We start from the raw sequence: 13,724 nt of genomic DNA, 5'->3' as shown, positions 1-13,724 counted from the left end.
GCGTTAGTCAATTTTAATCCCAGCTGATTGGCTGATTGAACGTTCAAAGAAAGCTCTTAATGCTTCACCATCATAAACTGTTGTGTAAAAGGTAGCTGGATCGGTACTAACTTCTCTTAATACTTTCTGAGCATCGGTAGTCGTTTCTCCAACAGTTCCAAAATATGCGCAAGCTATGTTTATCTTTGGATTTGACTTTAGATTTGCTGCAACACTAATAGTTGTTTGAGGTTGGAAACACATCCCGTCAGACATCAGTAGTATTAGTACTTTATAAGGTACTCCGTCTATGGGATTACTGTTTAAGAAATTTTCGGCAAGTTTCTTCGCTTCATTCAATGCTTCAAAAATTTGTGTTCCACCACCTTTTCCAACAGTTGGATCATAGTTCTCACCCATTAGGCGATTAAAGTCGAAAGATGTTGGTGGTAATGTTACTGTAGCAGTTTCATCAAATTTTATACAGGCAAAAGAAAAATTCTGTTTTACGCGACTAACATTTAATCTGTTGAATAATTCTACCACACCAGAATTAACCTCTTTGGCTTTTGTTGAGTTCATAGGCGCTTTGTCTGTCATTGAGCCACTGCCATCTAAAACTAGAATACCCAATTGATGAAAGTACCTCGGTATTACCGGAGTTCCAATAGGAGCGTTTATTTCCATTTTAATTTAAGATAAAGTTGATAATGTTAAGTATTCAAAAGTATACAAGCTTAACCCCATAACCTTACGGGAAACCGTAACACGAAAAAACAATCTGATATAACAGTTACATTTTGCAGGAACTTCAAGATTTTACCTTTTAATCTTGCCTTAGCTTCACCTCATCTTCTGATTTTTCTTTTTTCCACCAGTTGTTATCGAGGCGTTTAACAGATATAAATGTTCGGTTTATGCCTGGTTTCATGGTTGCGGTATCAAGGTGCCGGGGCCATACGTGGATAATGGTATCGGTTCCGATCACGACCCACCAAAAAGTTTTGCCATAACGTTTTGTGGTATATACTTCGCTAATGGTTCCTTTAATTATTTTCTTGTTAAAACCAGGTTCCATTAACTGGTAAGTGATTACTTTTTGTTTTTGCGCCCTGGCGTGGCCCACGGCCAATAATGATAATAGCACTATGATCAGGTTTTTCATCGTGCTAAGGTATTGAGGCGAAAAACGGATTCCTTACGGCTAACCTTAGAGACGTAAGCACCTTTTAACCACAGAGATTCACTGAGATAAGGCACAAAGCGCACAGAGGGTATTAAATTATGTGATATAGATTTCTCCGATTCGGTCGAAATGATGATAACTATTGGGGATTATTCAAAAATGAGAGATTGCCCCGCTTGCTCCCAACACAAACTATAGCGCAATCCCTGCATTTTTTTGAGTATTGAGCGGCTAATTAATAATTTCCTAAGGTCTGATGCAATTGAGGCTTGTAATCATAAAGTTCATCAAGATTAAATAACTGCTTTTTCTCACCGGCGTCTTTTCCTTTCTCAAAAGTTTCGATGTACTTGTTCACTGTATTAAAATGAAATCTGCAGATCGGTTTGCGGTTATTGTCATCTAACAATACGCCAAAATAGGATTGCGTATCACGCGCAGCAATGCGTGCTGCAGGAATTTTCTCGCGTAAAATGGCCTTTACAATCTGGAAAGCTTCCAGTTCTTCTTCGGTTGTTACAATTTTTGAGGTATCAGCATCTCCAATAATGGAAATCACTTTATCTTCTTCCTTTTTATCTATTTTCTCATTAATGTTTAATGCCGATTTTAAACGGTCGCTGATGGATTCGTTAATGGAGATGGTCAGGGCTTTTTTGGTATATTCTTTAAAGGCAATCATCCGGTTTGCAGTTAATGGTTTGTTGAAAAACCGGTTCACCAATAATTTCACCATTTCGTCAGAGGGACTGTCTGTTTCTTTTTCAAATTCCTTTCTGATTGCTTTGATGTATTTTAAACCTTCGGCCGAATCGAGGATGGTTTCTAAGTTATACTCGTTTTTGGTAAAACTTTCGAGGATTTTAATGGCATTATCTTTCAAATCCTCAATATCGATGGTCAGAAAGGGTTTCTCATCCATAATGTTCGGTTTTTCCAGGTCGGCATAGAAGTTATAAACCGTACCGTTGGTTAATACGCCAAACCTGGCTTTAGAAACATGATAATAACGGTGCAACTGGGAGTTGTGGGCATCGGCGCTTTCTTTCCAATGTTTACATTCGAAAATCAGAATGGGCTCGTTATTTTTACGGATCACGTAATCTACTTTTTCCCCTTTTTTGGTGCCGATATCGCAAATGTGTTCGGGTATCACTTCTGTGGGGTTAAAAATATCGTAACCCAGGATTTGAATAAATGGCATTACAAATGCATTTTTCGTCGCCTCTTCGGTATTGATCTGATCTTTTAATCCGACCACCCGCTGGTGAAGTTGTTCTAACTTTAGTTTAAGATCCATTTAAGCTTGGCTTTTGGTTTTTGATCAAAAGTAGATCGGTTGAGATTGTTTTCACTACGGGAAACCGTAGCAGGGAAAGGTTAATACCGTTTATTGTTGAATTGATCAAAAATGTGACTCAATTAGTCTCTGATTTTTGATGTGATTGATAAAATGCTTATTGGAGCAATGAGTTTTTCATTCCCCTTACAATGAATAAAAAATCTAAATCTATCATGAATGAGCACTCACTAAGAAGTGTCATCATCGAAGGACCCTGAAACGAGTTCAGGGTTTGACGATATTTAGTGAGCTTTAGTTTCGTTGCGTATCAAATGGCTGTTCGACTTTGCTAAGCGGTAACCGGCCAGGGAATATGCATTCAGAACTTTTGTTCAATTAACCGCAAAACACTTACCACCCGACACAACGCTAAATAATCCCGATATCTTTACAATAAGCAATAAGCTGTTCATTTTTGGAGAAACCTAATACCTCTTTCATTAAATTAAGACGTTTTTCAATGCTGCTGAGGCCTGATGGTTTAATGTTGTGCTCCTGCAGATAATAGGGGATATTTTTTTGAGGTGTCCCCTCCACGAGTTGAGAAATAATCGCAATATCTAAATCTGTGAAGTCGTGGGAGTTATTTTCTTTTCTGGCCTGTTTTAAATCGGGTGAAAGGTATTTTTTATGGTTGTAGAGGGCATTAATGGCTAGTTTGAGGTACTGACCATCGTGGCGGGCTTTTCTGACATAGCCGTCTATATTCATTTCTTTGAATAACGTGTCGATAACTGCCGTTTTACTTTCTCCCGAAAACACCAGGATTTTTAATTCAGGCTGTAATGCTTTGGCCGCTGTAATGAGTTCGGCGCCTCCGGCAATTTTTTGCCGGTTATGATCTTCCTCAAAATAGAGGTCGGTAATCAATAGATCGTAAGGGCGCTCTGTTTTGATGGCATTTTTTATCCAGGTCAGGGCATCATCGCAATAATAAACATATTCAGGTTTTTCTGTACCTAAATCGGCCAGTGTTTTCTGTAGCGAAATATTCTGTGTTTCTTGATCTTCGGCAATGAGTATTCTTTTAAACATATTAATACAATTAGGAAACCGGAAAAGAGATTTTGATTTTAAGCCCCTTTTCAACTTTGGTATCAAAGGTAATGGTACCACCAATCGCATCAATACGGGTTCCCGTATTGGTCAGTCCGTTGTTGGGTTGTATTTCACCCCTGATACCGATCCCATTATCCGTGTAATAAATGTTTATTTTTTGCTCTGCCTGTTCAAACCTGATCACCACATCGCTTGCCTGGCTATGTTTACCCATGTTTACCATCAGTTCCTGAAGGATGTGCGCTATTTCATTCTTTGCCTGTTCGGAAACTTTTTCCCATAACGGGGCAGAATTTCCGACCAATATTACTTTGGTGCTTTCCGAAGCAAAGGATTGGAGCAGGTCGGATATTTTCTCATTGAAAGGAAATTTTTTTGATCCCGGTATTTCATAAGAAATATCACGCGACTGCTCATAAAGCGCTTCAATCTCATTAACAATAGGATGGTCTCTCAGCGTTTCCTGATTGTCGAGTTTGCTCATGATCCTGTACAATCCATTGGCAACTACATCATGCACTTTTTGTGAAGTTTTAAGTTTGTTATCGCGGATGGTATTTTGTGCCAGGAGTTCTATCCTTTGTTTTCTTTTTTTATAAAGAATGGTACCGGTAACAGATATTAAAACAATACCGAACGCCAGAATGATGATTTGATATCTTTTACCATCATTGTCCTTTTGCAGCACCAGATTATCCGCTTTGCTTTTTTCGGTTTCATAGCGGATCAGGGCGAACTGGTTTTTGGCTGTATTACGTGCAAACTGAACGCTATCGTTTAGTTTTTCGTACACACTAAAAAAAAATTTGGATTTATCTGTTTGGCTTAACTTTACAAGTTTTTGCAAAGCTTGTAATTGATCGTCAGGACTTTTTATTTTTTTTGCAACACTATACATTTTATTAGCATAGAAAAGTGCCGAATCAGATCGTTTATCGATGTAATAATCTGCGAGATGCGCATAGCTTGAATTTTGTCCCCACTTATCGCCTTTCTTTTCCCGGATATAAAGCGCTTTTAAAAAATTAGGTATAGGATTATAATTCGGATTTTGACGCCATTTTGTCAAAGACATGTTAGTTAGTACACGGGGGAAAATGGTACTATCTTGAACAAGTTCTCTACTCTTCAATATTTTTTCGAAATACTCTAACGCCTCAGGATATCTTTTTTGATCTGATAAATTAATTGCAAGATTACCAGTATGTATTATTTTAGACTTTTCTTTAGTGGCTAATTTAATGGATTTCAGGTAAAAAGTATCTGCCTCTAAATAATTATTGAGATGATGTGCCACCTTACCTAAATTATTATAATTTGATGAAAGGATTTCTCGTTCTAATGTGTCGGCAACATTTAGATATTGAATTGCAGATAATGACATTTCTTGGCTTCCGAAATAATCATTTTGATCGCCACTAATGATTGCCATATTGATTAGGCATTTAGCAATTCCTACACTATCATTTTTGTTGGAGAAATCTTCCCTTGCTTTATTGAAATAAATGAAACTGCTGTCAGGTATATTATGATCAGCGAAGTACCATGCCCTTTCATAGTCTGGATTGGTACTATTATTTTCTTTCTTGGAAATTTCTTTATTGCAGGATAATAGCAACAATAAGAGAAGAGGCGTTATCAGTTTTTTCAATGCGTTTTATTTAATCCTCTAATTTAAAAAAAAGCGGACAAATTTTGCCCGCTTTTTAAATCAATTATCTAGGAGGATTATTTCCTGTATCGCCGCCTGTGCCATCATCACCAGGATCACCATTTCCAGGGTCGGTACCTGGGTCGCCAGGGTTATTAGGGTCATTGGGGTCGGTACTACTCGCGTTTACTACTGTACCACCGTTGTGGCCGCAATTGTTATTTGTATTTGCAGGCGTTGCCAGGCCAAGTAATATGGCAATAAAAAGAGGTAAAAACATTACTCAAAAATTTAAAGTGTGAATACTGCGCAGAGTACCCGCGACACGTCCGCGGGCCTTTCTGCATTTTGGTATTCAGAAGGCCTTCTGAAAATTTTTGGGAAGTGTTTGAGTGTCTGTCGCGGGAGCCAATAACTGCTTCCCAAACCGGCTATTCACAACCGCGATTTCTACTCGTTTTATTAATCAGTTTTTTATTTTAGCTTTGATAATGAATCGCCGCCTGTGCCGATCAACGATACAAATATGGGGGCTTCAAATCACTAGTTATCAAAAGATTCCGTTCGTTCCTGTCATTCCGTTAGAATTCCGGTTAACCGTAAAAATTCCGGAAATTCCGTCCCTATTTTTACGCTAAATTTTTGAAAAATGCCTGAAGAATATAGAAAAGTTGTATTTGACGCCTATCAAAAGAAAAAGAGGGAAGGCAGTCTTTCGTCTAATTTATTGGATCCGACTCCTGGAAATATCCGCGAAGAATGTTTAATTATTTACCGAGAAAGAGAACGTAGTCCTAAAGATGACGAGATATTCAAACAATTTTTCAAGGGAGTAGATAAGGAGAAAGGCTATCTTACTGTTCTTGAAAATTCTTTAGCAGAAAAATTTAAACAAATGCCAAAAATTTTAAAAGGAGGCGTGCCGAATTATGGGCTTAGGTATGCTGAACTGCTGGCATGGTTAATAGATTTTCAACCTAGACCAAGTACATCTTATTACACAAGTTTTTATAAGGATAAGCCATCGGGTATAGAAGAAGTTATCGATACAACTAATGTTAAAATAGGTGAACCGTTTACTAAGATAGTAGGCGGAAACGATGATGGTAAGCAAAATTCTGAAAATGAAAAAATAAATAAAGAAGAAAATAAACAGGGCGACATAATTAAAGAAGTAAACGAACCAATAGCTAAACCAACTACACCCCCCATCGTAGTTATTCCTATAAAAACTGGGGATGTCAACATAAATGGAGGTATTACTGAGCCGCCGCCAACAATTCCTACTACACCAGAGTATGTTCCCCGCTTCTCTCCCCGTTACATCACCATTTCCTGTATTCTTTTGCTTTTTATGAGTAGTTCTTCTTTTGTGGTTTGGGAACGTCGGACCAAAATTAGGCTGCCAGAACCAGATGAAAAATTTATGTACTGGGATGAAGATCACTATGAGCCGGTTAAGGATGAGAAACAAAATGTTGGTGCACCGATAATTCCTTTAAATAAGGCAACACTAATACATCAACAGAAAATAACTTTACCCGATACCCTAACCAGCTATTCGATCGGGAAAGTTTGGTATAAAGGATATGGAAAGGATCATGAGTTTTTTACCGATAGCGGTGCGTATCCTAAAGATTTACAACGAGTGTTGAAACCACTTACCAGTAATATTTTAACCAAATATACTTCTAATGACAGATATATGCTTACCCGTTTAGTATGGTTTATATGTGCCGCTTTTTTTGTAGGTCTCTGTGGTTTTGCGGTGAGCACCATTAAAAAAGAATTGAAAGCAGGCAGCGAAGATCCAAAGGAAAATGCTGTTCCGAACCACATTTTTCAGAAGTTCCAGCTCTTGAAAGCCAGAGTGAGGGTACTTTAGCAGTTTAAATACAAAGGGATTGGTTTGTAATAAACTGTTTACCTTCTGTGGTGCAAGCCAGGCTTAAGTAAGATTCAAATCAAACTAAATGTTTGTTGAACTTCTTTACTTATACAGCAGGGCAACCGTTATTATATACTGAGTTGAAATAACATTGCGCAGGGTTCTTCAGGTCCATGTTTTTTACTATATTAGTGTGTGATTGTTAATACAACAAACATCCAAACAACCTATTTTTAGATTCTTATTACGCCATTTTGTGAAATACTCCTTCTACCAACATTTAATTGTCAGGTCGGCTGCCCTGCCTATTAACACCAATCTTCATTTACCATCATTAATGCAGATGTGGGAGAATCCGTTTATCAGGGAAAGTATTTTTTTAGCCAGCAGGTCGCTCTACACAGATCTCGATAAGTTGTTTGCCTATCCCGAGGCTGCAGCTTCTTTAAAAAAGGACAATCTGCTCCGTAGCTTTTACAAATACCTTGCGCGCATGAGCAATCGCGCCACCCCTTTCGGTTTATTTGCAGGTTGTGCAGCCTTGCCATGGGGAACTTCGCAAAACCTGGTGTTGGATAACTCCTTTGAACGCGGGATTACGCTGGATGCCGCCGTTAATGGCCAGCTGGCCACATGCTGCGAAAAAAACAGCAAACATGCTACTTATGCGCTCAATAATACCATCTACTTACAGGGTAAACAATATAAATTCATCATTTATCAAAGCCTGGAAGGCGAACGGATTTACGAAATCGTAGGCCTGGCGTATAATGAAGTTATCGCACTTTTGGTAGAGGGGCTTCAAAGAACCAGCAAAACACGACATGAGCTTGCCGAGATCCTGGGCGATTTTGAACCAGAGGAATCACTGGCTTTTATTGATCAGCTGATCGAATTCCAGTTCTTAACCTATACTGGCAAGCCCGGTATCGGTGTGCCTTTTCCCGATTACCTGCCAAAACCCTTGCCGCAAGCACTTCAATTACAGCTTGGAGCCATAACTACAACCCTAACCAAAATAAATGATTCCAGCATCCCGAGCGATGAAGCCATAAAAGGCTATCAGGAAGTAGAGTCCAATCTTGGAAAACTATTGGGCCATATACCAAACCATACTTTCCACTTAACCAGGATAAACAGTTTGATGGCTCCATGCCTTCAAAATAATCTACAGATTAAATTATTAAAAGGTATAAAACTCCTGAATAACCTGACTGATTTTGAGCCGCAAAAACGGCTCAAACTGTTTAAAAGCCAATTTCTGCAACGGTACCAGGGCCGTAGCATATCATTATTGGAAGCACTCGACCCTGATACCGGGATTGAGTACGGACAATGGCACAATAAGGAAACCCTGCTCACCGAAGGATTAACCACCAGTTTAAACCGGCAAACAGAACAGGGGGCATACACCGAAACCAGTTTAAAATTGTTAAAAGTTTTAACATTGGCCAATGTTGACGGCAATTATACCTTTACCCTTCCCGAAAGTTTTGTGCAGGAAAAACCTTTGGACGGACTTCCACATAACCTAATGGCCGTTTTTCAGCTTTTCGAAGAAGAAAAAGTTTATTTGGAAATGGTTCCGGGTACGGGCAGCCTGGGCGTCTTAGGGAGATTTGCAGCCGTTAACGACGAGATCAGGCATTTGGCCAATACCATGGCTGCTGATGAAATGTTGAGCAGCCCTGCTGCCATTTACGCGGAGATTATCCACCTGCCTGAAGAGCGGTCGGCCAATGTAATGTCGCACCCCCAATTTTGGTCGCACGAGCTACAATACGTAGACCAAGCGCAGGGTACACAGGTAATCAACCTCGACCAGATTGAGGTGACCTTACAACACGGCGTTTTTAAGCTCTTTCTGAAAGATGAACATCAGGAAATCATTCCTAAACTAAGCAGCGCTTATAATTACAACCGCTCCCAGCACCCTATTTATACTTTTTTATGTGATATCCAGCACCAAACCGGACCCACTGGACTAAGCTTTAACTGGGGGCGTTTGGCCAAGGATTTTGTTTTTTTTCCGCGCATTGAAACTACTTTTGGTGTCATTCTACACCGCGCTACCTGGAAATTTAACCAGCAAAACCTACAGGTTATTGCCAACAAAAAATTAAGTGAAACACAGCAGCGGTCGGTTTTTGAGCAATTCAGACAAGAGTGGAAAATCCCCGTAAAATTTTTCGTCGTAAATGGCGATAACGAGCTTTTGATTGATACGGAAAATCCCCTTTCGCTGGATGTATTTTTTAAAGAAGCCGCCAAGAATACCGATAAACTGGTTTTAAAAGAGTGCCTGCACAGTACAATTAAACCTGTATTGAAGGATGGGGATGGCCGTACCTATGCCCACCAGTTTGCGGCGCCACTTTTTGCCGTCGCTGAGGTTAAGAAAGCCAGCTACCGTTCTGCGCAGGCTAAGGTAACCAGACATTTTTTTCCCGGTAGCGAATGGTTGTACATTAAAATATTCCTGAACGAAAACACGGCACAACAGGTACTGATTGAGCTTTTTAAACTTTTGAAGCGTAAGGAGGGAATACCCCCATACCGGAAATGGTTTTTCATCAGGTATTATGAGCATGGCCACCACCTGCGTTTCAGGATTTTATTAAATGATGCTGCCGATTTTCAGCAGGCTTATTTTTTGGTTAAAAATGTACTCGACCCTTTTATACAGCACCAACAGATCAGCAATATACAGTTAGATACCTACGAGCGTGAGATTGAGCGTTATGGTGCCGAACAGATGGAACTGGCCGAAAGCCTTTTCGATATCGACAGCAGGTTCTGCACAAATGTTTTTATGCGCTTCGAAAACGACGATTATACGGAACAGGGTTGGCTGATTATTTTTTGGGTGATGAAAGATTACCTGGCACGGAAGAGTGCAAGTGCAGCAGTACAATTACAGTTTGCAGAGCAGCAACTGGATTTCTTTTTAAAAGAGATGGACAGTAAAGCGGTTAAGGTTCAGATTGACCAATTATTTAGAAAATATGGTTCCATTTTACCGATTTTGGCAAAGGATTATGAAGATCTACTTAATCAACGATGCGCGGAAATAGATGCCCTGTTGGATAACCAGCAGGTGGATTGGAACCATAGTTTTTTAGCAGGTTTGATCCATATGCTTGTAAACCGCTACTTCATAAACCAGCAACGGCTGCATGAGTGTCTTTTATATGGGATAATGGTTAAACAACTCAAATCTGGTTTAGCAAGGGCAAAGCATTAGTTATTTATATAGTGTTTTATTCAACATGTAAAAAAAGCTATCGCGATAGGTAACGCCAATCGGAACTTTTTCTGTAATGTTATCAAATAGGATCATATTGCCATCAATCGATTTGATTTTTTTTATGGCTATGATATACGATTTATGGGTTCTGATAAATTCTCCTTCGGGTAAGCCATCTGATAGCGATTTCATGCTCACCAATGATACGTGGCGCTGGGTATCAGTAAATACCGAACAATAGTTTTTTAAGCCCTCTATGTACACAATATCCTCAAAATTTATCCTTACGATTTTGCCTCGGTCCGTTTTAAGGTAAAAAGCATCCGACTGGGGCGTATTCTGCTTGTTATCCTGGTCTTTTTTTAAAGAGTGCAGCATCAGTTTATCGAGTACTTTTTGGGTGGCGTTCAAAAAACGATCGAAAGAGTATGGCTTTAAAAGGTAATCTAAAACATTGTTTTCAAAACCAGCAACAGCAAATTCACTATAAGCCGAAGTAATAATTACTTCAATGCCAGGAGGCAGCATTTTAATCAGGTCAATGCCTGAAAGCTCGGGCATATTGATGTCTAAAAAGACCAGATCAACATTGTTACTTCTTATTTCAACCAGTGCCTCTATTGGATTGGTGTATACACCAGCCAAATTGAGGAATGGAACCTTATTTACAAAATCTTTTAGAATGTTGTGTGCATAAGGTTCATCGTCTATAATGATGCAGTTAAGTTGTTTCATAGCGTTTTAGCGGAAATTTTAATTTACATTCGTACGTCTGTTCGGTTTCTGAAATGATAAGCGAATGGTTATCAGGGTATAATTCATTTAGTTTTTGTTTCACATATTCAATACCTATTTTGTTTGAATGTACCTTTTTATTATTGTTTTTATAGTTAAAAGAATAAAAAACGAGCTCGTTATCAATTACTTCAATATTTAAAACAGCCGTTTTTGCAGGGTCTTTAATCACGCCATGTTTAAAGATGTTTTCGACCAATGTAATGAGGATAAGTGAGATTACCTTTTTACCTCTGGTATTTTGCTCAAGCCTGTACTCCATAGAAAGTGATTCGTTTCTTTCATCATGGATCCTAATAAAATCGTGGATATAATTCAGTTCGCTTTCCAGTGTACTATAGCCCTCTTCGCTACCGGTTAAGGCATGCCGCATGATATTGGAGAGCATCAGTATTGATTTACCTACATCGGGCATTGCTTTATAGGTTTTAGAATGTAAAAAGCCCAAAGTATTGAATACAAAATGTGGATTGATCTGCGATTTGATGAGGTTAAGTTCGGCCTGGAGTGCATTTTTTTTCAAACGTTCCTGTTCCTGCAACATATTCATCCTTTCCAGGTTATAACGGTAAACTTCTTTATCCCGTTTTGCAGCAAGTTGTGCAAAACTAAAACCCACGGCGATAATGTAAAAATAAAGCCAGCGCATCACTAAGGCCGTAATCTGGTAATGGGTAAGGTAAGCCTCCAAGTTTTTATGATACAGAAAAACCTCTACCGAAATTTTCAATATGGCAGAAACAGCAAGTGTAAACAGGGTAATAAATGTGATGCCTAAAACCTTTGCTATCAGTGAACGCTTATGTTCTTTTATAAACATAAAGCCCAGCCATGTGGCATAAAATACAGCAATGTTAATGGCAAATGATAATACGGTAAATAGCGGACGGAGATCAAGCCCGGCAAAATAACTGATCAGTACTTCGTAAAGAATATATGCCGTCCATACGATGATATGTATGCCGATGTTTTTTCTATCCATTTAATTTCTTGTATCTGCCTAGGAATGAAATATTCACTTGTCCTTTTATAGCTACTCATTCGTCATTCAAAACCGCTCATTGGTACAAATTATTTTGAAGGCTTTATAACAAACTCCAAATTTATGTCAACAACAAACCATAAAGCTATGAAAAATCAAATTAAAGTTTCACTACCGCAAATCGAAGTTAAACAAATTCAGATTCTTAACCGCAGTACGTCTGCAAAAACAATGGTTTTAAATCAGTGCGGAAGTTACTTTCCAACAGAAACACTGGTAACAACATTAACAGGTATTTAATTATGAAAGCAACACTACTGAAAAAGCTTGGCCTGGAAAACACGGCTACCGTGTTAACCGACGAGATGAGCGACATGATTGGAGGGGGGCAATCAGAAGCTGATATCCGTTTCTCCTTAAACCTTCCTTTCGAAGGGCAACTATCGGGCTACGCCTTAATGCATGTTGCCCAGCGTAACCAGTATAATAAACGTATAAGCCAGGAAGACGTCTTACTATAAAAATCTACATCCATTTAAATAATTATTGTGAAGATTAATAGACAAAGCTATACCAGAAGATATACTTAGCCTGAACAGCAGATCTACCTATGAAAAACCGCTCGGAATGGCTCTATTGAGAATGCTTATGGAGGATAGCCATCTACTATCCTTCAAGGCATTCCGATTTTCACCTGACTTTAATCATTAATCTGAATTTTAAACTACTGAACATGAAAAAGCAGCCTAAAATCAAACTTTCTTTAGCTAAGGAAACCATTGCTAAACTGAATGAAGAACAAATGGAACTGATTTCCGGAGGACATTCGGTTTGCAGCAAGTTAGTTACGGTGATTATGGAAGAAGGACTTAGTTCTTCAACTGAACAAGGAGGAAGTTGCAATCCAACATTTATGAAATCAAAAACCTGTCCAGCAACCGGTTCATGTGCTTGTACCTGCGAATAACTTAGTGATATAAAAAATATACAAAATGAAAAAGCAGCCCAAAATCAAACTTTCCTTAGCGAAGGAAACGATTGCTAAACTGAATGAGGAACAAATGGAACTCATCGCCGGAGGGCAGGGCCCCGCAGCTAATGCACAGGTTACGGTGAAAACCGAGGTAGACCTGGCAGGAGATGTAGGTAACTGCGGTACTCAAACCGTTCAGGTTTCCAAAACATGCCCGGCAACGAGTTCATGCCTATGCGTGTGCGAATAATGAAAATATCTAACCCTACATCATCATGAAAAAACAACTGAAAACAAAACTTATCCTGAATAAAGAAACAGTAGCTAAGCTTAATGAAGAGCAAATGAAACTGGTAGCAGAAGTCAGGCTGCCGGCGCTAATACCACAGTAGTGATAGCAATTGGGTTTGATACTGATACAGGTAAATGCCGCGGCAGCACAGGTCCTTCATGTCCCATTCATTCCAAAACCTGTCCACTTACCAGTACTTGTTGCTGCGCGACTTAATAATACCGGAACTGAATAACTCAAAAAACATCTCAAAACAAGACTCTTATTAAGTAAGGAGAAACTCACAAAAATAAATGAAGAACTGCTTGGAAATGCGGGCCGGAGGACAGG

The 13,724-nt window shown here is 39.0% G+C and carries 15 protein-coding genes; 7 read left to right on the top strand and 8 right to left on the bottom strand.

The features are described 5' to 3' along the window. Positions 1 to 3: 3 nt before the first annotated feature. From ACK1I8_RS17865 to ACK1I8_RS17840, 6 genes are all read right to left on the bottom strand, one after another. Positions 4 to 666, bottom strand: a complete 663-nt coding sequence (locus ACK1I8_RS17865) for a vWA domain-containing protein (RefSeq protein WP_412466648.1) — start codon at positions 664 to 666, stop codon at positions 4 to 6. A 139-nt stretch (positions 667 to 805) separates the two neighbouring features. After that, positions 806 to 1,144 carry a hypothetical protein gene (locus tag ACK1I8_RS17860; RefSeq protein WP_412466647.1) on the bottom strand — a complete coding sequence of 113 codons (339 nt, stop codon included), beginning with the start codon at positions 1,142 to 1,144 and terminating at the stop codon, positions 806 to 808. Positions 1,145 to 1,400: 256 nt separating this feature from the next. Further along, a complete protein-coding gene (locus ACK1I8_RS17855) occupies positions 1,401 to 2,465 on the bottom strand; it encodes a type I restriction endonuclease (RefSeq protein WP_412466646.1) in 1,065 nt (354 codons plus the stop codon). Positions 2,466 to 2,876: 411 nt separating this feature from the next. Beyond that, positions 2,877 to 3,542 (bottom strand): response regulator, encoded by a 666-nt coding sequence (locus ACK1I8_RS17850; RefSeq protein WP_412466645.1) that lies wholly within the window; start codon positions 3,540 to 3,542, stop codon positions 2,877 to 2,879. 10 nt (positions 3,543 to 3,552) lie between these two features. After that, entirely contained in the window at positions 3,553 to 5,217 is a 1,665-nt protein-coding gene (locus ACK1I8_RS17845) for a sensor histidine kinase (protein WP_412466644.1), read from the bottom strand. A 64-nt stretch (positions 5,218 to 5,281) separates the two neighbouring features. Continuing rightward, positions 5,282 to 5,497: a hypothetical protein gene (locus ACK1I8_RS17840; protein ID WP_412466643.1), complete on the bottom strand. Its 216-nt coding sequence runs from the start codon at positions 5,495 to 5,497 to the stop codon at positions 5,282 to 5,284. 369 nt (positions 5,498 to 5,866) lie between these two features. Between ACK1I8_RS17840 and ACK1I8_RS17835 the strand changes: the two genes are divergently transcribed. Continuing rightward, positions 5,867 to 7,102: a hypothetical protein gene (locus ACK1I8_RS17835; RefSeq protein ID WP_412466642.1), complete on the top strand. Its 1,236-nt coding sequence runs from the start codon at positions 5,867 to 5,869 to the stop codon at positions 7,100 to 7,102. A gap of 259 nt (positions 7,103 to 7,361) precedes the next feature. Continuing rightward, positions 7,362 to 10,349, top strand: coding sequence for a lantibiotic dehydratase (locus ACK1I8_RS17830; RefSeq protein ID WP_412466641.1), 2,988 nt, complete (start codon positions 7,362 to 7,364; stop codon positions 10,347 to 10,349). On the opposite strand, the gene ACK1I8_RS17825 is transcribed toward ACK1I8_RS17830, so the two are convergent. Then, complete coding sequence (locus ACK1I8_RS17825) at positions 10,350 to 11,087, bottom strand: LytR/AlgR family response regulator transcription factor (RefSeq protein WP_412466640.1); 738 nt, start codon at positions 11,085 to 11,087, stop codon at positions 10,350 to 10,352. Next, positions 11,074 to 12,129 carry a sensor histidine kinase gene (locus ACK1I8_RS17820; protein WP_412466639.1) on the bottom strand — a complete coding sequence of 352 codons (1,056 nt, stop codon included), beginning with the start codon at positions 12,127 to 12,129 and terminating at the stop codon, positions 11,074 to 11,076. The genes ACK1I8_RS17825 and ACK1I8_RS17820 overlap by 14 nt, the downstream gene beginning before the upstream one ends. A gap of 147 nt (positions 12,130 to 12,276) precedes the next feature. Between ACK1I8_RS17820 and ACK1I8_RS17815 the strand changes: the two genes are divergently transcribed. From ACK1I8_RS17815 to ACK1I8_RS17795, 5 genes are all read left to right on the top strand, one after another. Next, positions 12,277 to 12,429: a hypothetical protein gene (locus tag ACK1I8_RS17815; RefSeq protein ID WP_412466638.1), complete on the top strand. Its 153-nt coding sequence runs from the start codon at positions 12,277 to 12,279 to the stop codon at positions 12,427 to 12,429. Positions 12,430 to 12,431: 2 nt separating this feature from the next. Next, a complete protein-coding gene (locus ACK1I8_RS17810) occupies positions 12,432 to 12,650 on the top strand; it encodes a hypothetical protein (RefSeq protein ID WP_412466637.1) in 219 nt (72 codons plus the stop codon). 212 nt (positions 12,651 to 12,862) lie between these two features. Beyond that, the gene (locus ACK1I8_RS17805) at positions 12,863 to 13,096 is read left to right on the top strand and encodes a class I lanthipeptide (protein ID WP_412466636.1); all 234 of its coding nucleotides are present in this window, start codon (positions 12,863 to 12,865) and stop codon (positions 13,094 to 13,096) included. A gap of 25 nt (positions 13,097 to 13,121) precedes the next feature. Beyond that, entirely contained in the window at positions 13,122 to 13,352 is a 231-nt protein-coding gene (locus tag ACK1I8_RS17800; protein ID WP_412466635.1) for a class I lanthipeptide, read from the top strand. Positions 13,353 to 13,377: 25 nt separating this feature from the next. Next, entirely contained in the window at positions 13,378 to 13,494 is a 117-nt protein-coding gene (locus tag ACK1I8_RS17795; protein ID WP_412466634.1) for a class I lanthipeptide, read from the top strand. Positions 13,495 to 13,724 lie beyond the last annotated feature (230 nt).

Source organism: Pedobacter sp. KLB.chiD, from assembly GCF_047040275.1.
Taxonomy (GTDB): domain Bacteria; phylum Bacteroidota; class Bacteroidia; order Sphingobacteriales; family Sphingobacteriaceae; genus Pedobacter.
This window is presented reverse-complemented; position numbering and strand designations above follow the sequence as displayed.